The sequence below is a fragment of the Parolsenella catena genome (assembly GCF_003966955.1).
GTDB lineage: Bacteria > Actinomycetota > Coriobacteriia > Coriobacteriales > Atopobiaceae > Parolsenella > Parolsenella catena.
The window spans coordinates 291,398-314,472 of the sequence record NZ_AP019367.1; the positions used below are offsets into that span (position 1 = coordinate 291,398).

The 23,075-nt window shown below is 66.7% G+C and carries 18 protein-coding genes and 1 tRNA gene; 9 read left to right on the plus strand and 10 right to left on the minus strand.

Annotated elements, in window-relative coordinates; genetic code table 11:
• Nucleotides 1-217: 217 nt before the first annotated feature.
• The 7 genes from gltA to Pcatena_RS01435 form a co-directional block, all read right to left on the minus strand.
• On the minus strand, nt 218-1,627 hold the full coding sequence (gltA, locus tag Pcatena_RS01405) for an NADPH-dependent glutamate synthase (RefSeq protein ID WP_126420960.1): 1,410 nt from the start codon (nt 1,625-1,627) through the stop codon (nt 218-220).
• Entirely contained in the window at nt 1,615-2,454 is an 840-nt protein-coding gene (locus Pcatena_RS01410) for a sulfide/dihydroorotate dehydrogenase-like FAD/NAD-binding protein (RefSeq protein WP_126420962.1), read from the minus strand. The genes gltA and Pcatena_RS01410 overlap by 13 nt, the downstream gene beginning before the upstream one ends.
• A gap of 320 nt (nt 2,455-2,774) precedes the next feature.
• Entirely contained in the window at nt 2,775-3,392 is a 618-nt protein-coding gene (gene pth / locus Pcatena_RS01415; protein WP_172596335.1) for an aminoacyl-tRNA hydrolase, read from the minus strand.
• 80 nt (nt 3,393-3,472) lie between these two features.
• A complete protein-coding gene (locus Pcatena_RS01420; RefSeq protein ID WP_126420964.1) occupies nt 3,473-4,465 on the minus strand; it encodes a ribose-phosphate diphosphokinase in 993 nt (330 codons plus the stop codon).
• Nucleotides 4,466-4,612: 147 nt separating this feature from the next.
• Nucleotides 4,613-6,022 carry a bifunctional UDP-N-acetylglucosamine diphosphorylase/glucosamine-1-phosphate N-acetyltransferase GlmU gene (glmU, locus tag Pcatena_RS01425; protein ID WP_126420966.1) on the minus strand — a complete coding sequence of 470 codons (1,410 nt, stop codon included), beginning with the start codon at nt 6,020-6,022 and terminating at the stop codon, nt 4,613-4,615.
• Nucleotides 6,023-6,228: 206 nt separating this feature from the next.
• Nucleotides 6,229-6,300 (minus strand) — tRNA-Gln (locus Pcatena_RS01430).
• A 104-nt stretch (nt 6,301-6,404) separates the two neighbouring features.
• Nucleotides 6,405-7,295 carry an HAD family hydrolase gene (locus tag Pcatena_RS01435; RefSeq protein WP_126420969.1) on the minus strand — a complete coding sequence of 297 codons (891 nt, stop codon included), beginning with the start codon at nt 7,293-7,295 and terminating at the stop codon, nt 6,405-6,407.
• Nucleotides 7,296-7,684: 389 nt separating this feature from the next.
• On the opposite strand from Pcatena_RS01435, the gene Pcatena_RS01440 reads away from it, so the two are divergent.
• Genes Pcatena_RS01440 through leuB form a run of 4 tightly spaced genes read left to right on the plus strand, consistent with a single transcriptional unit; the run spans nt 7,685 to nt 12,138 of the window.
• Complete coding sequence (locus Pcatena_RS01440) at nt 7,685-9,220, plus strand: 2-isopropylmalate synthase (RefSeq protein WP_126420971.1); 1,536 nt, start codon at nt 7,685-7,687, stop codon at nt 9,218-9,220.
• Nucleotides 9,221-10,486 (plus strand): 3-isopropylmalate dehydratase large subunit, encoded by a 1,266-nt coding sequence (gene leuC, locus Pcatena_RS01445; protein WP_172596336.1) that lies wholly within the window; start codon nt 9,221-9,223, stop codon nt 10,484-10,486.
• A gap of 29 nt (nt 10,487-10,515) precedes the next feature.
• A complete protein-coding gene (gene leuD, locus Pcatena_RS01450) occupies nt 10,516-11,022 on the plus strand; it encodes a 3-isopropylmalate dehydratase small subunit (RefSeq protein WP_126420973.1) in 507 nt (168 codons plus the stop codon).
• A gap of 3 nt (nt 11,023-11,025) precedes the next feature.
• Nucleotides 11,026-12,138, plus strand: a complete 1,113-nt coding sequence (leuB, locus tag Pcatena_RS01455; RefSeq protein ID WP_126420975.1) for a 3-isopropylmalate dehydrogenase — start codon at nt 11,026-11,028, stop codon at nt 12,136-12,138.
• 145 nt (nt 12,139-12,283) lie between these two features.
• On the opposite strand, the gene Pcatena_RS01460 is transcribed toward leuB, so the two are convergent.
• From Pcatena_RS01460 to mgtA, 3 genes are all read right to left on the minus strand, one after another.
• Nucleotides 12,284-13,468 (minus strand): DUF4179 domain-containing protein, encoded by a 1,185-nt coding sequence (locus Pcatena_RS01460; RefSeq protein WP_126420977.1) that lies wholly within the window; start codon nt 13,466-13,468, stop codon nt 12,284-12,286.
• Nucleotides 13,449-13,934: an RNA polymerase sigma factor gene (locus Pcatena_RS01465; protein WP_232619865.1), complete on the minus strand. Its 486-nt coding sequence runs from the start codon at nt 13,932-13,934 to the stop codon at nt 13,449-13,451. The genes Pcatena_RS01460 and Pcatena_RS01465 overlap by 20 nt, the downstream gene beginning before the upstream one ends.
• A gap of 353 nt (nt 13,935-14,287) precedes the next feature.
• Nucleotides 14,288-17,062, minus strand: a complete 2,775-nt coding sequence (mgtA, locus tag Pcatena_RS01470) for a magnesium-translocating P-type ATPase (RefSeq protein WP_126420981.1) — start codon at nt 17,060-17,062, stop codon at nt 14,288-14,290.
• A 991-nt stretch (nt 17,063-18,053) separates the two neighbouring features.
• Here mgtA and Pcatena_RS01475 point away from each other — a divergent pair.
• The 5 genes from Pcatena_RS01475 (at nt 18,054) to Pcatena_RS01495 (ending at nt 22,983) form a co-directional block, all read left to right on the plus strand.
• Nucleotides 18,054-18,779, plus strand: coding sequence for a hypothetical protein (locus Pcatena_RS01475; RefSeq protein WP_126420983.1), 726 nt, complete (start codon nt 18,054-18,056; stop codon nt 18,777-18,779).
• Nucleotides 18,780-19,042: 263 nt separating this feature from the next.
• Complete coding sequence (locus tag Pcatena_RS01480; RefSeq protein WP_126420985.1) at nt 19,043-20,206, plus strand: FprA family A-type flavoprotein; 1,164 nt, start codon at nt 19,043-19,045, stop codon at nt 20,204-20,206.
• Between the two features lie 10 nt (nt 20,207-20,216).
• Nucleotides 20,217-21,437 (plus strand): MFS transporter, encoded by a 1,221-nt coding sequence (locus Pcatena_RS01485; protein WP_232619866.1) that lies wholly within the window; start codon nt 20,217-20,219, stop codon nt 21,435-21,437.
• A gap of 1 nt (nt 21,438) precedes the next feature.
• Complete coding sequence (locus Pcatena_RS01490; protein ID WP_126420987.1) at nt 21,439-22,299, plus strand: Cof-type HAD-IIB family hydrolase; 861 nt, start codon at nt 21,439-21,441, stop codon at nt 22,297-22,299.
• A 57-nt stretch (nt 22,300-22,356) separates the two neighbouring features.
• On the plus strand, nt 22,357-22,983 hold the full coding sequence (locus tag Pcatena_RS01495; protein ID WP_126420989.1) for a nitroreductase family protein: 627 nt from the start codon (nt 22,357-22,359) through the stop codon (nt 22,981-22,983).
• Nucleotides 22,984-23,075 lie beyond the last annotated feature (92 nt).

A 23,075-nucleotide genomic window follows, 5' to 3' on the forward strand; every position in this document is an offset into this window, starting at 1 on the left:
CGAGAAGGACGCCTGTAGTCCACCCGTTTCGTGATTGCCTTTCACTCCGTCAGCCGTCTGGGGCGGGTCGTGGTAGGCGCGAGGCTAAGGGAGATCGCGAAGCGATCTGTCCGAGCGAATGCCATGGCCCGCCCCAGACGGGTCCTCGAACGCAAAAAAGGCCGCCCCCGGAACCCAACGGATCCCAGGGGCGGCCTCACAAGCGACCAAAGGGGCCTTACGCCTCCAGCGCCTCCATCATGGAGTGGGCGGCCTTCTTGCCGGCGCCCATGGCCAGGATGACCGTGGCGGCACCGGTGACGATGTCACCGCCGGCCCAGATGCGCGGGTCGGACGTGCGGCCGTTCTCGTCGGCCTCGATGTAGCCCCACTTGTTGAGGGCCACGTCCTCGGCGGCGAGCTTCGGGAACGGGTTGGCGTTCGTGCCGATGGCCGTGACGGCCACGTCGCACGGAATCTCGAACTCGGAGCCCTCGACCGGATGCGGACGGCGACGGCCGCTCTCGTCGGGCTCGCCAAGCTCCATGCGCTCGAGCTTGACCTTGGAGACGAAGCCGTTCTCGTCGGCCTCGAACTCCAGCGGCGAGACGAGCGGCAGGATCTGGACGCCCTCCTGCTTGGCGTGGTGGAGCTCCGCCTTACGAGCGGGCATCTCCTCCTCGGTGCGGCGGTAGGCCAGCGTCACGGTGTCGGCGCCGAGACGGAGCGCGGTGCGGGCCGCATCCATGGCGACGTTGCCGCCACCAAAGACGACGACGTTCTTGCCGTGCTTGGTGGGGGTGTCGAACTCGGGGAACTTCTCGGCCTTCATGAGGTTCACGCGCGTGAGGTACTCGTTGGCGCAGAACACGCCGGGGAGGTTCTCGCCCGGAACGTTCAGGAACTTGGGCAGGCCGGCGCCCACGGCGAGGTACATGGCGTCGAAGCCCTGCTCCTCGAAGAGCTCCTTGGCGTCGGTGATGCGGCCCACGACGCTGTTGTACTCGAACTTGACGCCGAGCTTCTCCAGGCCGTCAATCTCGCGCTTGACGATCTTCTTGGGCAGACGGAACTCGGGGATGCCGTAGGTCAGCACGCCGCCGCCGGTGAAGAAGGCCTCGAAGACCGTGACCTCATAGCCGTTGCGGGCGAGCTCGCCGGCGCAGGCGATGCCGGAGGGGCCGGAGCCCACGACGGCGACCTTCTTGCCGTTGGACGGCTTGATCTCGGGGTCATGGGCGAGCTCGGTGGCGTTGTCGCCGAGGAAGCGCTCGAGCTGGCCGATGGCGATGGCGCGGTCCTTGTTGTTGAGGACGCAGTTGCCCTCGCACTGGTTCTCCTGCGGGCAGACGCGGCCGCAGACGGAGGGAAGCAGGCTCGCCTCGCGAATGATGTCGAGGCCGCCGCCGAAGTTACCCTCGCGGATCTTCTCGATGAAGCCAGGGATGTTGATGTTGACCGGGCAGCCCTGGACGCACTTGGGGTTCTTGCAGTCGAGGCAGCGGTTGGCCTCGGCCACGGCGTCGGCCATGGAGTAGCCACGGTCGACGGGACGGAAGTCCTGCGCGCGCTCCTCGGGAAGCTCCTCGACGTAGGGGGTGCGGGGAGCCTTCATGTTGGGCTTGTACTTACCGTTTACCTGTGGCATGCGCAGCTCTCCTCCTTGTAGGCCTCCATGGCCTGGCCCTCTTCCGTGCGATACGAACCCTGGCGGGCGCGCAGGTCGTTCCAGTCGACCTGGGTGGCGTCAAAGTCCGGGCCGTCGACGCAGGCGAACTTCGTCTTGCCGCCGACCTCGACGCGGCAGCAGCCGCACATGCCGGTGCCGTCAACCATGATGGGGTTGAGGCTGGCGACGATGGGCAGGCCGTACTTCTCGGCCGTGAGGGCGGAGAACTTCATCATGGGAACGGGGCCGACGCAGAAGGCGGCGTCAACGGCCTTCTCCTGGCAGAGACGCTCGAGTGGGGCGGTCACGACGCCCTTCTCGCCCTCGGAGCCGTCGTCGGTGGTGATGTAGAGGCCCTCGAGCGGCAGCGCCTTGAACTGGTCGGTGAGGATGAGCAGGTCCTTGGTGCGGGCGCCCATGATGACCGAGACCTTCTTGCCCTGCTCGCAGAACGTGCGGGCAACGGGGTAGGCGATGGCCAGGCCCACGCCGCCGCCGAGCACGACTACGCGGTCGCCCTCGAGCTCGGTGGGGTTGCCGAGCGGGCCGGTGACGTCCTGGAGCTCGTCACCCTCGTTGTAGGTCGAGAGCATCTCGGTCGTCTTGCCGATGACCATGAAGATGAACTCGATCCAGCCCTCCTCGGCGTTCCAGCCGGCGAGCGTGAACGGGACGCGCTCGCCCTGCTCGTTCGCGCGGACCATCAGGAACTGGCCGGCATGGGCCTTCTTGGCCATCTGCGGCGCCTCCACGCGGAACTCGAACACCTTCTCCGAGAACTGCGTCTTTTTGAGGATCTTGTACATGCAGATCTCCTCTCCTGTCTTGCTTCCTGCGCCTGAGTGCCGGCCTTAGCCCCGAGCCGGCGTGCGTTGGCGCGTGTTTGCACACACGGCGTAATTCTATCGCGCTGCATGCGTTCGGATATCGGAATTGTCTTGACAATAATGCCTGTGACCTGCGGGTGTTTGGCTAAATGACCATGCGGCAGAGGTCAACTTTTTGGCCGGCGGCGCGCTGACCTGCGACGGCGCCCGGACGTTGTGCCGGGGGAGAAAAAAGCCCGCGAGCAGCGTCATGCCGCTCGCGGGCGAATACCTACCGTTCACGGCTCAGCGGCCGTGCGCTACCTGCTGCCGGGCTTGCCAGCGCCGTTCACGCGGTCGCGGGCAAAGACGACGCCGTGCTCGAGGCACATCTCGGCGGCGTCCGCGGCGTCGATGGCGGCGCGCCGCACGTCCTCCATCTCGACGTTGCGGTACTCCTTGAGCACCCAGTCCACGACGGGCATGCGTCCCGGGGGCATGCCGATGCCAACGCGTATGCGCGAGAAGTCCCTGCTCCCGAGCTTGTTGATGATGGACTTGAGGCCGTTGTGGCCGGCGTGGCCGCCGCCCACCTTCACGCGGACGTCGCCGGGGTCGAGGTCTAGCTCGTCATGGATGACGAGCAGCTCCTCGGGTGCCACCCTGTACTCGCGGCAGAGCTTGGAGATGGGTCCGCCGCTCGTGTTCATGAAGTCCTGCGGCATGGCGAGGATGACCTCGCGCGGGCCCTCCTGGCCGCGGACGCGCACGACGGCGACCTTGGCGCCGCACTGGCTCTTCCAGTAGCCGGCGCCCAGGCGCTCCCCGAGCTCCTCTACGGCGCGGAATCCCGCGTTGTGGCGGGTGTTCTCGTACTCCTCGCCTGGGTTGCCGAGACCCGCGACGAGGCGAATCTCCTGTGGCTGTGCTGCTGGCATGCGCTGTCCTTGTCGTCGTTCATGGAGAAGGCCGCACGCTTGAGCAAGCGCGCGGCCTTCGGCTCTACGTTGGCTTTGTCCTAGAGGTTGAAGCGGCCGCCGACCATGCCGGAGACGCTCGTCTCGGTGAAGACGTGGTAGATGCACTCGGCGATCTCGTTGGCGACGGAGATCGTGTTGATCTTGCCCGTGAGGTTCTCCTCGGGCTGGGGCACGGAGTCGGTGACGACGCACTCCTCGATCGGGGCGTCGTTCAGGCGCTCCACGGCGGGGCCGGAGAAGATGCCGTGGGTGGCGCACACGTGGATGTCGCCGGCGCCCATGGCCTTGAGCTCGCGGATGGCGGCGCACAGGGTGCCGGCCGTGTCGATCATGTCGTCGTTGATGATGCAGGTCTTGCCCTTGATGTCGCCGATGATGCCCATGACCTCGGCCTGGTTGTGGTGCGGACGGCCCTTGTGGGCGATGGCGAGGTCGCAGCCGAGCATGTCGGAGAGCTTCTTGCAGGCCTTGGCACGGCCCACGTCGGGGGAGACGACGACGGTGTTCTCCCAGTCGAAGTTCTTGCTCTTGAAGTACTCGCCGAACAGCGGCAGGGCCGTGAGGTGGTTCACGGGGACGTCGAAGAAGCCCTCGATCTGGCCCTGGTGCAGGTCGAGCGTGATGACGCGGTCCACGCCGGCCGTCTCGAGCAGGTTGGCGACGAGGCGTGCGGTGATGGGCTCGCGCGGGCCGGCCTTGCGGTCCTGGCGGGCGTAGGCGTAGTGGGGGATGACTGCGGTGACGGAGCGGGCCGAGGCGCGGTGCGCGGCGTCGGCGACGATGAGCGTCTCCATCATGAGGTCGTTGACGTTCTTGCCCACGATGGACTGGACGAAGAACACGTCGCAGCCGCGGACCGTCTCGTCAAAGCGAGCGTAGATCTCGCCGTTGGCGAACTGCTCGAGCACGAGGCCATCCACCTCGACGCCCAGGATCTTGGCGATGTCCGCCGCGAGCTTGGGGTTGCTCGTGCCGCTGTAGATCCTCAAGCGCTTCTTGATGGGTACGAGCTGGTCGAGATCTTCGTACATCTGGTTGCCGCCCTTTCGTCGAGCCTTCGCTGCCGTGGTGTGCGCCGCGCCTGCCAAAGATGGGGGTTGGCGGTGGCGACGAGTCGCACGCTCATCATGGTACTTCATGAAGGTCGCCGCGAGTGCGTGCCCGCGGCGACTGGTTGCTTATTTCTGTGCGCGGAGCGCCTCGAAGTGCTTGTGCGCCCAGCCCTCGATGTTCTTCTGGCGCGCGCGGCCCACGGACAGCGCGTCTGCCGGCACCGGCTCGGTGACGACGGAGCCTGCCGCCACGAGCGCGCCGTCGCCAATCTCACCGGGGGCCACGATCATGGTGTCGGAGCCCACGAAGACGTCGTTGCCGATGTGGGTCTTGTGCTTGTGGACGCCGTCGTAGTTGCAGGTGATGGAGCCCGCGCCCATGTTGACGCCGCTGCCCATGGTCGTGTCGCCGATGTAGGAGAGGTGCGGGACCTTGCTGCCCTCGCCAATCGTGGACTTCTTGATCTCCACGTGCGTGCCGGCCTTGGAGCCGTTGAGCATATGCGTGCCGGGGCGCAGGTAGGCGCGCGGGCCGCAGTCCACGGCGTTCTCGAGCTTGGCGTCGATGGCGACCGTCTCGTCGATGACGCAGCCGTCGCCGGCGCTCGTGTTCGTGAGGCGCGTGTTGGGGCCAAGCTGGCAGTCGGCGCCCACGTGGCACTCGCCGATGAGGTGGGTCTGGGGCCACACGACGGTGTCGCGGCCGATGGTGCAGTCCGGGCCGATCCAGGCCTGGGCGGGGTCGATGAACGTGACACCCTGGTCCATGAGCTGCTCGTTGATGCGGTCGCGGGCGATTGCCGTGAGCTGGGCGAGCTGGGCGCGGGAGTTCACGCCGAGGCCCTCGCGGTAGTCGTCGCAGTGGAAGGCGCGAACGGCCTGGCCGTGGGACTTGAGAATCTCGAGCATGTCGGGCAGGTAGTACTCGCCCTGGGCGTTGTCGCATCCGACCTCGCCGATGTGGGCGGCGAGCAGCGCGCCGTCGAAGGCGTAGCAGCCGGCGTTGCACTCGGTGAGGGAGGCCGCCTGCTCGGGCGTGCAGTCCTTCTGCTCGATGTTGCGCTCGATCGTGCCGTCGGCGGCGAGCACGATGCGGCCGTAGCCGAACGGGTCGGGCGGGGTGATCGTGAAGGCCGTGGCAGCCGCCTTGCCGTCCGAGACGGACTCGGCGAAGGCGCGGATGGTCTCGGCGGTGACGAGCGGCAGGTCGCCGTTGAGCACCACGACGGGGCCGGCGTCGATGCCGGTGGCCTCCAGGGCGACCTTGACGGCGTGGCCGGTGCCGAGGCGCTCGGTCTGCTCCACGCACTCGACGCGGGCGTCCGAGTCTGCGTAGGCGGCCTCGGCGATGGCGCGGACCTCGTCTGCGTGGCTGCCCACGACGATGACGACGCGGTCGCAGCCGCCGGCGATGGCGGCGTCTGCCACCCAGCGGATCATGGGCTTGCCGAGGATCTTGTGGGAGACCTTGGCGTGGTTCGACTTCATGCGGGTGCCCTCGCCGGCGGCGAGGATGATGGCGGTGGCGTTTGCCATGGTGTGCCTTCCGTTTGAGCGGGCTTGCAACGCGTCCGATGATAGCGCAGGCGTGTGGAGCCGCTGAGAGCGCCAAAGGGGACGGGTTCGTTTGGTCCCCCTGGCCGCACCAAAGGGGACGGGTCCGTTTGGTCCCGCCGACACCTGCGCGTCGTGCGTGACGCGCAGGCCCCCGGTCCGTTCGGCACAAAAAGACCAGCGCGTCGCTGGGGTACTAGGATTCGAACCTAGGTAACGGGAATCAAAATCCCGGGTCCTAACCACTGGACGATACCCCAGCGACGCGCTGGCGCGCATAAGTGTAGCAGCTCGCGACCCCGCGGCGGCGCGAGACGCGGACGACGGGCAAGACGGGACGGGCGAAACCGTTCCCGCCGCCCCGCTAGACGAGAAGGTAGCGCTCGATGAAGTTCGCGAGGCCGTCCTGCTCGTTCGTGAACGGCAGCGTGTAGTCCGCCGCCTCGCGGGCGACCTCGGTGGCGTTGCCCATGGCGATGCCGAGGCCCGCGGCGCGCAGCATCTCGACATCGTTGCCCGAGTCGCCGATGGTGCACACGTTGTCGATCGTGCAGCCCAGGCGCCCCGCCACGGTGGCAAGGCCCCCCGCCTTGCTCACGCCGGGCACGTTGTACTCGACGTTGTTGGGCCCGCAGGGGTTGGACGTGAGGTTGAGCTCGTCTCCGATGGCGATGAAGTCGTCGTCGCGCCACGGCGCGGCGTAGCGCACGCCCACCTTCACGACGCCCCAGCGGTTGGCCTCGATGAGCGCGGGTACGTCGTAGCAGGTGAGGGGCTCCTTCCAGCGCTCCTTGCCGCGGACGCGCACGTACTCGTCTCTGCTGATGCAGTCGCCCAGGCGCGTGCCGTAGGGGTCGTCGAGGCACAGGTAGATGACGACGCCGGGCTGCTTGAGCCTGCGGATGAGTTCGGCGGCCGTCCTGGGGTCGATGACGTCGTGGCGCAAGAACTCGCCGGTCGTGCGGTCGCGGATGACCGAGCCGCACGCGCAGACGGTGTAGTGGAACTCGTCCATGCCCAACACGCTCTGGCAGAGGCGCTGCCAGGTGCGTCCCGTCGTGGGGACGGGTTCGATGCCGCGCTCGATGAGCGCGCGTACCGCCGCCCTCGTGCGGGGCGAGACGCTCTTGTCGTCTCGCAGGAACGTTCCGTCCAGGTCGAATCCGAACACCTTGATGTCGCGCGCCCTCGCCGCGACCTCGTCTTCCGTGAGCCCCATGCTGCCGCCGTTCTCCTCGTCGTTAGCTCTCCCCATGATAGCGGCCCAAAGTTGCCTGGCCCCTTTGGAACGAGGGGGCGGGCGCCCGGAGCGGTGGCGGCCCCCTCGTTCCGGTCCCGCGCCGCCCGCCGAACTTGCGCTTGCGCCGGCGGGCGCGTCTGCTACAGTGGGGCAACTGTTGACGGAGGAGACCGGATGAGCCAGAGCGTCACCAACAACGCAGCGCTTCTAGGCCTAGTGCTACTACCTGCGGGTACGCGCTAGGGCCAGTCCCTTTAGTCTTTTTTGGCACCCACGCGTCCCGTGTCTTGGCACGGATCCTCGCGTGGGGTGTTTTCTTTTTTCTCGGCCAGCACATGGGCCTGAGTGCTCCCGCGACGCATCCCGTGCCCCCGGCGCGCGACGCACAACGTGAAGGAGCAGCCATGACACGCAAGATTGCCATCTTTGACACCACCCTGCGCGACGGGGAGCAGTCTCCCGGCGCGTCCATGAACACTGAGGAGAAGCTCGTCATCGCACGCCAGCTCGTGCGCATGAACGTCGACGTCATCGAGGCGGGATTCCCCATCTCGAGTCCCGGTGACTTCAAGAGCGTCTCCGAGATTGGCAGAATCGCCGGTGGCGCCTGCACCGTCTGCGGCCTCACGCGCGCCGTGGACAAGGACATCGAGGTCGCGGCCGAGGCGCTCAAGACGGCCGGGCGCCCGCGCATCCACACCGGCCTGGGGGTCTCGCCCTCTCACCTGCGCGACAAGCTCCACCTCACCGAGGAGCAGGCCATCGAGCGCGCCGTCCATGCCGTGAGCTACGCCCGCAAGTTCGTGGACGACGTCGAGTTCTACGCCGAGGACGCCGGCCGCTCCGACCAGGAGTTCCTCGTGCGCATCGTCCAGGCGGCCGTGCGCGCCGGCGCCACCGTCGTCAACATCCCGGACACCACGGGCTACAACATGCCCTGGAACTTCGGCACGCGCATCGCAGACCTGCGCGAGCGCGTCGACGGCATCGAGGACGTCACCATCTCCGTCCACACGCACAACGACCTGGGCATGGCCACGGCGCTGGCCCTCGACGCCGTCATGAACGGCGCCACGCAGATCGAGTGCACCATCAACGGCCTGGGCGAGCGAGCCGGCAACACCTCGCTCGAGGAGGTCGTCATGGCCATCAAGATGCATGGCGAGGCGCTCGACGCCCACACGGACGTCGTGACGCGGGAGCTCACGCGCGCCAGCAAGCTCGTGAGCTCCATCACGGGCATCAACGTGCAGCCCAACAAGGCCATCGTGGGCGCGAACGCCTTCGCGCACTCCTCGGGCATCCACCAGGACGGCGTGCTCAAGGCCCGCGACACCTATGAGATCATCGACCCGGCCGACGTGGGCGCCGCCGGCTCCGAGATCATCCTCTCGGCCCGCTCCGGCCACGCGGCGCTGCGCCACCGCCTCGGCGAGCTGGGCTACACGTTCGCCGACGAGGACTTCGACGACGTCTACAACCGCTTCCTGGAGATCGCCGACCAGAAGAAGGAGGTCTTCGACGAGGACCTCGAGGCCATGGTCCAGGAGCGCCAGCGTGACGTGAAGGCCGTCTACACGCTCGACGCGCTGCAGGTCTCCTGCGGAGACCCCCTCGTGCCCACGGCCACGGCCACGATCACCGACGAGGTGGGCGCCACCCACGTCGTGTGCGCCACGGGCAGCGGCCCGGTTGACGCCGCGTACAAGGCCATCGACAAGGTCGTGGCCGTGCACGGCGACCTGTCCGAGTTCAACGTCAAGGCCATCACGCGCGGCATCGACGCCATCGGCGAGGTCACGGTGCGCATCACGGCCGACGACGGCAAGATCTACACCGGCCGCGGCGCGGACAACGACATCATCGTGAGCTCCGCGAAGGCCTACGTGAACGCCGTGAACCGCATGATTCAGACCACCCGCTCCAAGGAGGGCAAGTAAATGACGCGTCCCATGACCATGGCCGAGAAGATCCTGGCCGCCCACGCAGGCCTGCCCGAGGTCGTCCCCGGCCAGCTCGTCGAGTGCGACCTCGACCTCGTGCTCGCCAATGACATCACGGCGCCCATCGCCATCAAGACCGTGAACGAGATCGGCGCCGGCGTGTTCGACCGCGACCGCATCTGCCTCGTGCCCGACCACTACAGCCCCAACAAGGACATCAAGAGCGCCGAGCAGACCAAGGTCACGCGCGACTTTGCCCACGAGCACAAGATCACTAACTACTTCGAGCAGGGCTGCATGGGCATCGAGCACGCCCTTCTGCCCGAGCAGGGCGTCGTGGTGCCTGGCGACCTCATGATTGGTGCGGACTCCCACACCTGCACCTACGGCGGTATCGGCGCGTTCTCCACCGGCGTGGGCTCCACGGACGCCGGCGTGGGCATGGCGACGGGCCGCGCCTGGTTCAAGGTTCCCGAGACGATCCGCTTCGTCATCGACGGCGAGCTTCCCGCCGGCGCCACCGCCAAGGACGTCATCCTGCACATCATCGGCATGATCGGCGTGGACGGCGCCCTGTACTGCGCCATGGAGTTTGGTGGCTCTACGATCGAGAGCCTCTCGGTGGAGGGACGCCTCACCATCGCCAACATGGCCATCGAGGCGGGTGGCAAGGCCGGCCTGTTCGAGGTGGACGACAAGTGCCGCGAGTGGGTTGCCAAGCGTGCCCGCCGCGAGCCGCGCGAGTTTCACCCGGACGCCGACGCCACCTACAAGCAGGTCATCCACATCGACGCGGCCGACATCGTCCCGTGCGTCTCCTGGCCGCACCTGCCGAGCAACACCCATCCCGTCACCGAGAGCCGCCACATCGAGATCGACCAGGCGGTCATCGGCAGCTGCACGAACGGCCGCATCGAGGACATGCGCGCGGCCGCCGACGTCCTGCGCGGCCGCGCCGTGGCCGAGGGCGTGCGCTGCATCGTGATCCCGGCCACGCAGAAGGTGTGGCTGCAGTGCGTCCACGAGGGCCTCATGGACGTGTTCGTCAACGCCCACTGCGTGGTCTCCACGCCCACGTGCGGTCCGTGCCTGGGCGGCTATATGGGCATCCTCGCCGCGGGCGAGCGCTGCGTGAGCTCAACCAACCGCAACTTCGTGGGCCGCATGGGCGACCCGACGAGCGAGGTCTACCTCGCGAGCCCGGCCGTGTGCGCCGCGAGCGCCGTCGCCGGCCACATCGCCCTGCCGGCGGACCTCGACTAGCCCGGCCCAACGAACCAGAAGGGAATCACATGCAGTTCAAGGGAACCGTATTCCGCTATGGCCGCGACATCGACACCGACGTCATCATCCCGGCCCGCTACCTCAACACGTCCGACCCCGCCGAGCTCGCCAAGCACTGCCTCGAGGACCTCGACAAGACGTTCGTCTCGCGCGTGAAGCCCGGCGACATCGTCGTGGCCGACGAGAACTTCGGCTGCGGGTCGAGCCGCGAGCACGCCCCCGTGTGCATCAAGGCCGCCGGCGTCTCGTGCGTCATCGCCAAGAGCTTCGCGCGCATCTTCTACCGCAACTCGATCAACATGGGCCTGCCCATCCTCGAGTGCCCGGAGGCCTGCGACGCCATCTCCGACGGCGACGTCGTGAGCGTGGACGCAGACACCGGCACCATCACGAACGAGACGACCGGCGCCGTCTTCCACGCGCAGCCGTTCCCGCCGTTCATCCAGGAGATCATCAACGCGGGCGGCCTCGTGGCACGCACGAAGGCAAAGCTCGCCGCACGGAAGGAGGCCTAGGCCATGGCCGAGAAGACCTACAGGATCTGCTGCCTGCCGGGTGACGGCATTGGCCCGGAGATCATCGCCGAGGGCAAGAAGGTGCTGGCCGCGGTGGGCGAGCGCGCCGGCGTCGAGTTTGCGTTCGAGGACCACCTGATTGGCGGCGCCGCCATCGACGCCTGCGCAGACCCGCTGCCCGCAGAGACGCTCGACGCCGCGCGCGCGAGCGACGCGGTGCTGCTCGCGAGCGTGGGCGGTCCCAAGTGGGACTCCACCGACCCTGCCGCCCCGCGCCCGGAGCAGGGCCTGCTGCGCATCCGCAAGGAGCTGGGCCTGTACACCAACCTGCGCCCGGTCAAGATCTATGACGCGCTCGCCGGCGCCTCGACGCTGCGCCCCGAGGTCATCAGGGGCGTGGACATGGTGCTCGTCCGCGAGCTTACGGGCGGCATCTACTTTGGTAGCCACGAGCGCTTCTACGACGAGGGCGGCGCGGGCGTGGGCGGCGCGGCCGGCCAGCGCGCGGTTGACGTCATGGAGTACCGCGAGTACGAGGTGGAGCGCATCGCCCGTCAGGCGTTCGAGGCAGCCCGCAAGCGCCGTGGCAAGGTCACGAGCGTGGACAAGCGCAACGTGCTCGAGACGAGCCGCATGTGGCGCGAGGTCGTGCATCGCGTCCACGACGAGCAGTACCCGGACGTGGAGCTCGAGGACCTTCTCGTGGACAACACGGCCATGCAGCTCATCAACCGCCCGGCCGACTTTGACGTCGTGGTGACCGAGAATATGTTCGGCGACATCCTGTCCGACGAGGCCGCCCAGATCACGGGCTCGCTCGGCATGCTTGCTTCGGCATCGCTCGGCGACGGCGTGAGCCTGTTCGAGCCGAGCGCCGGCTCCGCGCCCGACATCGCGGGCCAGGGCATCGCCAACCCGCTCGCGCAGATTCTCTCGGCCGCGATGCTGCTCACCTACGCGCTCGACATGGGCGAGCAGGCCGCCTGGATCGAGGACGCCGTGGCCCGCGTGCTCGACGAGGGCTGGCGCACCCGCGACATCGCCGACGAGGGCACGCCCGCCGACCACATCCTCGGCACCGCCGAGATGGGCGACAGGGTCGTCGCCGCCCTGTAGTGCCATTGGGTGCCATTGGGGACGGGTTCCTCTGTCATGCCATTGGGGACGGGTTCGTTTGTCACATGCGAGCGCCCGGCTGGCCGCGCTGCCAGTCGGGCGCTTTTCGTGAGCGGGGGGCGTACCCCTGTTCACGCCTGTTCGTTTACTTGACGGGGATGGTGACGTCGCCCACGGTAACGGAGACGATATCGGAGGGCTCGCGCAACTGGGTAAAGGTGTAGGAGCTCGAGACGCTCGTTATGCCGTTAGCGTTCTCGCTCGAGGTGGCGCCGCCGCGCGTGGCGTCCTCGGTCGTGCCGTCCGCGAACGTGACGGTGATGGGGAGCCCGAAGATCTTCTCGAACTCGGCCGAGACCTGTGGTGACTCTTCGCCGCCCTCCCAGCCCTGGAGATCTGCCTGGTAGGCGACCGTGTAGTCAACGGTGACGCCGATGGGGGAGACCTGGACCTTGTCGATGGTTGCGTCGTTGCCTGCGAACGTCGTCTGCCCGGCGGCGAGATTGACGGTGGCGTCCTCGTAGTTGAGCTCGAACGTGAGGTCCCACGTGCCCGACGCGAGGTTCTCTCCCGACTTGACGTGTGCGCGGTACTCCTCGGGGGCGAAGCTCTCGATGTCGCTGAGGTGAACGTGGCAGGTCTGGCCGTTGAGGCTCGAGGCGCTGCCAAAGTCCACGTGGTCGAACTGCCTGACGTAGCGCAGCGTCGTGTTGGAGCTGACGTCGGGGTTGTAGATGAAGCTCGAGCCCGCGATTGAGGTTGCGCCGTCGATCGTCACGTCGTCGCTCGAGAACATGAGCGCGAGGATCTTGTTGTCGGTGTTCTCGCTCGCCCTTCCCATCATGAGACCGGTGACGTCGAAGGGCTGGCCGTCGTCGCGGGTGATGTCGAAGACGACGGTGCAGCCGTTGGCGTCGCCGATGACGGCCTGGGCCGTGATGGTCACGCCGTTGCTCGTGGCGGAAGCCCCGATGGGACGGCCGATCTTGTCGATGATCTCGGTCTGGGCGGGCGCCGTGCCAAAGACGTCGGCGAAGACCTGGGAGGGTGCGGGCAGGACGCCTGCGGCCACGGCAACGGTGCCGCCACCCACGGCGATCGCGAGCGCCGCGGCGACGGCCGCGATGCGGGCCCAGCCATGGTGGCGGTGATGCCTGGGCATGCGTAGGACCTGGGCGGTCTCGGCAGGCGTTGCGGGCCTCTCAGCCGAGGCCTTGGTGGTGCGGGCGCCCGTTTTGGCCTTGAGGCTCTCTACCAGGCGCTTCTTCTCGTTGTCGGAAAAGCTCAGGTTGTCCAGGGCCTCGGTGTAGCTATGCAAAGTCGAAGACATCGTCGTCTCCCTTCAGCGTTTCTCGGAGCTGGGCTCGGGCGCGCGAGAGTCGCTTTGCGATCGCGGCCTCGCTGGCGCCTGTGATCGCGGAGATGGCTTGCATGGGGTAGCCCTCGTAGTAGTGCAGGTAGATGGCAATGCGCATGTCTTGCGGCAGGGCCATGACCGCGTCGAGCACGCGCGACTGGGCGGCGTGGGCCTCGTCCTCCGTCTGTGCGGGTTGGGCGGCGGGCTCGGGCACGTCTTCGAGGGCTACCTGCTGCCGCGACGCCGCCCGCCTCAGCTGGTCCTTGCACAGGTTGATGGCCACGCGGATGACCCAGGCGCGCTCGTGATCCTCTGAGCGGAAGGGCTGCTCTTGCGCGAGCGCCTTGAGGAGGACCTCCTGGCAGATGTCCTCGGCATCCGCGTAGTTGTGCAGGTAGGTGTAACTCACGCGAAGTATCGTGTCTGCGTAGCTCTCCACCAACCGTTCCGGCGTGAGCGGTAACGCGGCCGTCTTCGGGCATGCGGGGGTGACGCTGGTTCTTGCACCTTGCACGAGACCTCCCTTCAATGCCACGGCTGTATCCATTGTCATGCTCCTCGTCTGTGTTGGCTGGCGGGACTGGCGCCGAGTCCCCTTTGTCTACAACACGGGCGAGGAGACAAAACCTGACAAGGAATGTGGGAAAAGAGCGGTTTGTGAGGGCTTGTTTTGCTAAGTGAGCGGGCATGCGCCGGCAGCCTGAGTAGACCACCGGCGCATGCTGAGAAAACCGCAGGTAAACGGTTTGTCGTTTTTGGCTATACCTGGCGGGAGCCAGTTTGCCCGCTCACTTAGAGCAGACTGCCGTTTCGGCGGACGTAGCGGCGCTTGGCGAGCATAGCGAGCGCCGCGTAACCCGCGACCATCGTGGCGAGAATCGGCCAGAACGTGGCCGGGAGCGCGCAGAAGTCGAGCGCGGCGCCGAGCGGGGTCACCGGCAGCACACAGGCAACGGCGATGCCCGTCGCGCCCAGGGCGCACAGCGGCAAGCTCGCGCGGCTACCCACGAACGGGACCTTCTCGGTGCGAATGAGATGCACCACGAGCGTCTGCGTCCACATGCTCTCGACGAACCAGCCCGCCTGGAAGGTGCCGACGAACAGCGCCTGGCCCGCGGCGTCGAGCGTGCCCCAGGCGCCGCCCGCGACGGCGGGGCACACGAAGAAGAAGAGCGCCGCGAAGGTGAGGATGTCGAAGACCGAGCTCAGCGGGCCAAACGCGACCATGAAGCGGCGCACGGACGCGGTGTCCCAGCGCCGCGGGGTGCGGATGGCGTCCTCGTCGACGTTGTCCCAGGGGATGGCCGTGCAGGTGAGGTCGTAGATCAGGTTGAGCAGGAGGAGCTGGACGGCCGTCATGGGCAGGAACGGCAGCAGCGCCGCCGCCACGAGGACGCTCGCGATGTTGCCGAAGTTCGAGCTGACGGTCATCTTCACGTACTTGATCACGTTCGCGTAGGTGCGACGCCCGCACTCGATGCCGCGCTCGAGGACCATGAGGTCCTTCTCGAGCAGGATGATGTCGGCGGCCTCGCGGGCCACGTCCACGGCGGAGTCAACGGAGATGCCGCAGTCGCTCTCGCGCATGGCGGCGGCATCGTTCACGCCGTCTCCCATGTAGGCTACGGCGTGCCCCAGGCCGCGCAGCGTGCGCACGACACGAGCCTTCTGAGCTGGGGAAAGTTTGGCGAAGATGTTCGTGCGCTGCACGGCGTCGGCGAGCTCGCCATCGTTCATCGCCTCGACGTCCACGCCGGTGAGCACGTGCTCGGCGTCGATGCCGATGGCGCGGCAGACGTGGGCGGCCACGCGCGGCGAGTCTCCGGTAAGCACCTTCGTGGCCACGCCGTGGGCCGCGAGCGCACGGATGGCTGCGGCCGAGCTCTCCTTGGGCGGGTCGAGGAAGGCGAGGTAGCCGATGAGCACCATGTTGCGCTCGTCTGCGACCGTGAGCGTGGCGGCGCCGGCGGGCTCGTTCTTGCGCGCCACGCCGAGCACGCGCATGCCCTCATCGGCCAGGGCCTCGCCTCGGCGCACGACCTGGGTGCGCAGCTCGTCAGTGAGTGGGAGCACCTGGCCATCGACCTCGACGCTCGAGCAGACGGCGAGAACCTCCTCGAGCGCTCCCTTGGTCACCATGCGCGTGTGGCCGGCGGCGTCTCCCACCACGACGGACAAGCGCCTGCGCTCGAAGTCGAACGGCAGCTCGTCGATGCCGTGGTAGCGCTCCGCGAGCTCCTCGGCCGTGGTGGTGCTGCCGACCGTGGCATTCACCTCGTCGGTTCCCTCGGCAAGCGCCCGCTCGACGATGGCGTTGTCGATGAGGTTCTTCACGCCGGTTGAGAAGTAACTGTTGAGGAACGCGTAACGCAGCACGCGCGCGTCCTCGCGGCCGTTGACGTCGAGGTGGCGCTCGAGCACGATGCGGTCCTCGGTGAGCGTGCCGGTCTTGTCGGTGCACAGGACGTCGATGGCGCCGAGGTCCTGGATGGCGTCGAGCCGCTTGACGATGACGTGGTGGCGGGAGAGGTCGACGGCGCCCTTGCCCAGGCAAGTGGTGACGAGCATGGGCAGCATCTCCGGGGTGAGCCCCACGGCGACGGACAGCGAGAAGAGCAGCGCGGAGACCCAGTCGCCCTTCGTGGCGCCCGAGACAACGAACACCACGGGCAGCATGGCGAGCATGAGACGCATGAGCAGGCGGCTCGTGGACTTGATGCCTGCGTCGAACGAGGTCTCGCGCTTGCGGCCGGCGAGCGTGCCGGTGGCCTCGCCGAACATCGTGCGCGCGCCGGTCGCTACAACGATGCCGCGTGCGTTGCCCGAGATGACGGTGGAGCCCATGAACGCGAGGCTTTCGAGGTCGGTGAGGGCGGGGGCGCTGGCAGCGGCCGTGGCGCTGGCGTCTGCGGCCAGGCTTGCGCGCTTCTCGACGGGCTCGGACTCGCCGGTGAGCGAGGCCTGGCTCACGAAGAGGTCGCGGGCGGAGAAAATGCGCAGGTCGGCAGGGACGACGTCGCCCGAGGAGAGGTGCACGACGTCGCCGATGACGATCTCGTCGATGGGTGTCTCGTTGCCGCCGTCGCCATCACGCTCGACCTCGGCGCAGGACTCGACCATCTCGGCCAGCGCCTCGGCGGCCACGGTGCTCTTCTCGTCCTGAATGAAGCGGAGCACGCCCGAGACGAGCACCATCGTGCCAATGATGAGCGGGGTGGAAAGGTCTCGGTCGGCGCCGGTGGCGAAGATCCAGTCCGTGAGGACCGAGACCGCCGCGATGAACACGAGGATGTAGGTGAAGGGGTCCGCGAACGCGGCGAGCAGGCGAAGCGGCAGCGGGCGCTTGGTGGCCTGGGCCACGGCGTTTGCCCCGTAGAACTCGCGGGCGGCATCTACCCGCTCGGCAGCGAGGCCCTCCTCGGAGCTGTTGAGCTCGCGGAAGAGCTCGGGCATGGTGGCGGTTGCGGCGTGGCGCAGCCACTGCTGCTGGCCGGCCGCCTGGTTGCCCCTCCTTGCGGGGCTCTGGCTGTTCTTGTCCACGCGAACGAAGAGGTTGCGCATCGTCATGGCGCACCTCGCAATCCCGGGATACGAGAAGGGCCCCGGCTAGACGCCTGGGCCCTGGAGGCACATCATGTGCGACCGCGCGACGGCCTGCGGCTACGCGCGACGAGCGACCGCCATCCCGAGGGCGGGCGCCTCCTCCACGGACTGTGGGACTTGGGTTCTGTGACTGTGACTGGAACCTTCGGACATGACGCACCTCCCTGGTGCCTGGGGCAGGGCCCGTACTGATGGCCTGCGGGATAATAACAAATCTCGCCTGGCATGTTTGTAATGACTTTGCAAGGCTGTTCCGCGAACGGTATGGCGCGGTTCTCGTTCATGTGCCCTTCACAACCAGCTGTGTCTTGACGGTAGTGTTTACCTGGTACTTTATTGCTCAGACGCTCGAAAAAACGTGTCAGGTTTTTTGTCAGATTTCTGTTGGGCTCGCTCGGGTGCCATTCCTTGCCGGTAACCGGGCGGTCGCGGGGAGGCGCGGTCGCCCCTGCAGAATTAGCAGACACGCAAGTACGCAGATTATTTGCGATGCCGCGGGTATTCAGCCGCCTTGAGCGACAAAACGGAACGTAATGGCTCGCACATGGCCGGAGATTCTGGCGACATCTCAGCGAATCTGCGTACTTAGGACATCCGTTGCGATTTGACTGGGGCGGTCGTGGATCTCACTCTTGCAGGTATCTCGGCCTTTCGCTTCTATCGTGTCCCGCCGCAGGTTCTGGCGCTGCTTCCGCCGGTTGCCCAAGCTCGGGACTATGGGAGGCGTGGGCTATATGGTCATCCTCTCGTGGGGGAGGCACTTGGCGGCACGCCCCTGACCTGCCTTGCGACGGCTCGGAGACAGTCCACTGGCGCTCGTTGGATTAACTGGACACTCGTTCAGGGGGAGCTCCCCTTTGGGCACGTCCTTGACACGGACTTTTCGATTGGGGTTACAAGTCCCGCGCTGACTCTGATTACCCTGGGAAGGAAGCTGTCGGTTACACGGCTGGCCATGGCTGCATACGAGCTGACCGGTTATTTCTCCGTGTTCTGCCCATCGGACGAAATGGAGGAGGCGCTGGCCTCAAATGCCGGGATGCTAAGGGATTCTGGTGTTCGCTCGTGGCATCGCGTTCCTAGAGAGGACGGGCGGCGTGGCGACCTTTGGCAAAGGGCTCCGCTTGCGGACTTAGACGAGCTTGCGTCGTTTGCTCGGGTGAATGCCAAGCTTCGGGGCGCGGGGAAGCTGGCGGAGGCGCTATCTCTCGTGAACGGGGTCGTGGCTTCTCCGTTTGAGGCGCGCCTGTCGGCTCTCCTCACGTTTCCTCGACGTCTTGGTGGATGCGCTCTCGAAGGTTTTGAGAACAATCGGAAGGTCGTTCTTGATGCCACGGGAAGGACTCTCTCCAACAAGAATGCTTGCTACGTCGATCTTTATCATCCCGGAGCTCCTGGAGGTCGTCCGCTTGCGGTTGAGTGCCAGGGCGGGGCAATCCATACGCTGGCGCGGGTGGCACTTGATGACGCCGATAGGCAGGTTGCCCTGCGGGGAATGGGCATCGACGTGATCCCCGTCACATATCGTCAGGTTAGGGACGTGGAAAACTATCATGCGCTTGCCCGGCTTATCACGGGACTCTGCGGTCGGAAGCTACCGAGTAGAACCAGCCAGTTTGTTCGAGCGGAAAATGCCCTTCGCCATGAAATCTTGGGAGATTGGGCTCACATGTTTGATTGATTGGGCTCTAGAGGGACGCTGGGGGCTAAGTACGCAGATTGAAGCCGCTGCTCCGATGGGGTCGTCTCCTTCGGGAGCCCCCGTGGGGGATTCCAGTGATGATTTGGTATAAGTCGGTAGGCGTTCCGCCAATCAATCTGCGTACTTAGCCCTGTTGATGGCGGGTGATCTTTTGCGGGTCATTACCAATGTGTCCGCACGGTCCCTTAATACGAAGATGCTAGGATAGCGGCGTTTTGAGAGCGAGCGAGATGGGGAGCAGCATGAACATCACAGACAACATCGCCTACGTGGGCGTGAACGACCATGACATCGACCTGTTCGAGGGCCAGTACGACGTGCGCAAGAACGGCATGTCGTACAACTCCTACGTGGTCTTTGGCTCCGAGAAGGTCGTCGTGACCGACTCGGTTGACGCGCGCTTCGTTGACGAGTGGCTGGGCAGCCTCGAGGCCGCGCTCGCCGGCCGCACACCCGACTACCTCGTGGTCCACCACATGGAGCCCGACCACTCGGCCGGCATCGCCACCTTCATGGAGCGCTATCCCCAGGCAACCGTCGTGGCGTCTGCCATGGCGTTCAAGATGATGGCCGCCTACTTTGGCACGGACTTCGCGGGCCGCAGGGTCATCGTGAAGGAGGGCTCCACGCTCGAGCTCGGCGACCGCTCGCTCACGTTTGTGGGCGCGCCCAACGTGCACTGGCCCGAGGTCATGTTCTCCTACGTGCCCGAGGACAAGGTCCTGTTCTCCGCCGACGGCTTTGGCAAGTTCGGCGCGCTTGACGTCGAGGACCCGGAGGGCTGGGCCTGCGAGGCGCGCCGCTACTACTTTGGCATCGTGGGCAAGTTCGGCAAGAACGTGCAGGCCGTGCTCAAGAAGGCCGCCGGCCTTGACATCGAGCACATCTGCCCGCTGCACGGTCCTGTGCTGTCCGAGAACCTCGGCTACTACCTGGGCCTCTACAACGCCTGGTCTTCCTACGAGCCGGAAGGCGAGGGCGTGACGATCGCCTACTCCTCCGTCTACGGCCACACGAGGGACGCCGCGCTGGCGCTCGCCGAGGCACTCGAGAAGCGCGGCCAGACCGTCGCCGTGTTCGACCTCGCCCGCGATGACATGGCCGAGGCCGTGGAGTCCGCCTTCCAGTACGATCGCCTCGTGCTTGCGAGCATCACCTACGCGGGCGGCATCTTCCCCCACATGAGCACCTTCATCCACACGCTGGCCGAGCATGCCTACCAGAGGCGCACGGTGGCGCTCGTTGAGTCCGGCACGTGGGCGCCCATGGCCGCCAAGGTCATGCGCGGCGAGCTCGAGGGCATGAAGGACATCGCGGTGGCCGAGAACGTCGTGACGGTGCGCGGCGCGCTCGATGACGCCTCGCGCGCCCAGATCGAGGCGCTGGCTGACGAGCTCTCGAAGTAGGGACGTGACCGTGAGCGAGAAGACCGCTTCCGCCGCCGCCCTCTCGAGGCCCATGCGCCTGCTGTGCATAGGCCTGCTCGTGCTTCTCGGGTTCTCGCTGGGATGCTCGGAGTTCGTCGTCATCGGCATCGAGGTCAACATCGCGGACGCCTTCTCGGTGACGCTTGCGCAGGCGGGCGAGCTCATCAGCATGTTCGCGATCACGTATGCGGCGTGCACGCCCGTGCTTGCCATCGTGACCGGGCGCTTCAGGCGCTTCCAGCTGCTCGTGACCTATGCGGCGATCTTCTGTGCGGCCAACCTCGTGCAGGCGCTGGCGCCCACGTTTGCGGTGCTTTTGCTCTCGCGCGTGCTCATTGGCGCGGTGTCGGGGGCGTTCCTCGCCGTGGGCGTCACGTTCATTCCCGAGCTCATGGGTCCCGAGCGCATGTCGATGGGCATCTCGGTGGTCTATGCGGCGTTCTCGGTGGCCATGGTCGTGGCGACGTCCGCCGGCAAGATGGTGGCCGAGCTGTTTACGTGGCGCGTTGCCACATGGGCGTCCCTCGCGCTCGCCGTCGTGACGTGCGCGGCGCTCGTGGCCGTGCTGCCGCGCGAGGGGGCCACGGACGAGCCGGCGACGATGCGCGAGCAGGCGGGGCTCCTCGCCGAGCCACAGGTGCTCACGGGCATCCTCATCTTCGTCTTTGGCGTGGGATGCGTGTACGTGTTCTACGGCTACGTGACGCCCTACCTCGAGCAGGTCCTGGGACTCTCCGCGATGGAGGCGTCCGCGGCGCTCATGGGCTACGGCGTGGTGTGCTTCTTCTCGAACCTGCTGTCTGGCTGGTTGGACGCCCGCTTTGGGATGAGGGCGCTCGTTGTGACGTTCCCGCTGCTTGCGGCTCTGCTGTTTGGGCTGTGGGCGCTGGGGGCAGCCATGCCTGCCGCGCTTGCGGTGGTCATGGGCATCGCCCTTCTCATGTATGTGGCGAGCGTGCCGTGCATCTCGGCGTTCATGGAGACGGCACGGCGTAGCCACCCCAAGGCGCTCACGCTCGCGAGCTCGCTCGAGCCCATGTCGTTCAACATCGGTATCGCGTTCGGCACGGCCGTGGGCGGTGCCGTGGTGAGCGGGCCGGGCATCGCGAGCGTGGGGCTCGTCGGCGGCGTGTTCGCCCTTGTTGCGCTCGCGCTCGTGCTCGTGACGCTGCGGCTCATTCGCGTGCGGAGGGCGCGCCAGGGCGCGTGAGATGAGCGTCGACGGTCGCGAGGCTGCTATTCTCGTCTCGGACAACAACGCGAGAAGGGGGAACGGCGTGATACAGGCCGCATTCTTTGACATCGACGGCACGCTGCTGAGCAACAAGACGGGCCACGTCATCCCGCAGGGCACGAAGGACGCGCTCGTTGCGCTGCGCCGCCGCGGCGTAAAGTGCTGCATCTGCTCCGGGCGTCCCAAGGCACAGCTGCCGTGGTGCATCCGCGACGGCTTTCCCGGCTTTGAGGGCGGCTTTGACGCCTACGTGGTCCTCACCGGTTCCATGTGCTATGACGAGCGGGGCATCTACGCCGACACGCCAATCGATCGCGGGGTCGCCGAGCGCTTCGTGGGCCTCGTTGACGAGGGGCTCTTCGATTGCCTCACGCTCGACGCCGAGAACGCCTACGCCAACCGTGACTCCGAGAAGGTCCATGAGCTCGAGCGCATGGTCGCCTACAGCTATCCCATTCGAGGCGCGCGCGAGATGCTCGAGAACCCCATCTACCAGTTCTGCGCGTTTCTGGGGCCAAAGGACCAGCACATCGTCGAGGACGTCATGACCGACTGCATCGTGACGCGCTGGTGCGACCTGTTCTGCGACATCGTTCCCAAGAGCAGCAGCAAGCCCAAGGGCGTCCAGGCGACACTCGACCACTTTGGCATCTCCGGCGCAGAGACGATCGCGTTCGGAGACGGCGGCAACGACGCCACGATGCTCGAGTACTGCACCCTGGGCGTGGCCATGGGCAACGGAACCGACGAGGCCAAGGCGGCGGCAGACTACGTGACCGCCGACATCGACGATGACGGCATCGCCAAGGCCCTGCGCCACTTTGGGCTCATCGACTAATGGGACGGCGGGGACGGGCTCGCCTGTCCCACATTCGAGAATGCGGAGGAGAGCGCGATGAGTGAGTTCAAGGCGCTGGCCGAGAAGGCCGAGAAGGATTTTGACCTGGGCGAGTTTGCGCGCACCGTGCGGGCGTGCCGGAGCTATCGCCGCTTTGACGAGGGCGATTCCGTTCCCGAGGCGCTGCTCATCGAGCTCGTGGACCTGGCGCGCGTCGTGGCCAGCGGGGCCAACCGCATGCCGCTGCGCTATCGCATCGTGAGCTCGGCCGGCGAGCGCGAGGCGGTGTTCTCGCAGCTCAAGTGGGCCGGAGCCCTGCCTGAGTGGGACGGCCCCGAGACCGGTGAGCGCCCCACGGGCTACATCGTGGTGTGCGATGCCGGCCATGGTGCCACGACGCCGGTGGACGAGGGCATCGCCGCCCAGACGATCCTGCTGGCGGCGACGCAGGCCGGCTATGGCGGCTGCATGCTGCACGCGTTCAACAAGGCCGGCGTCTCCGGGGCACTGGGCCTGGAGGATGCCAGCGTGTCTCCGCTCATGGTCATTGCGCTCGGGCGTCCGGCCGAGGAGGTTCGCCTCGAGCCGCTCGACGCCTCGCCGAACGGCTCCACGAACTACTGGCGAGACGAGGCGAGCGTGCATCACGTGCCGAAGCGCTCGCTGGCAGACGTCCTCGTGTAGGAACGGCGCGTCAACACGCGAAGAGGCCCGATGGCGTTGCCGCCTTCGGGCCTCTGGCACTTTTGGGCATGGTTTTGCCGCTGTTTGCCCAA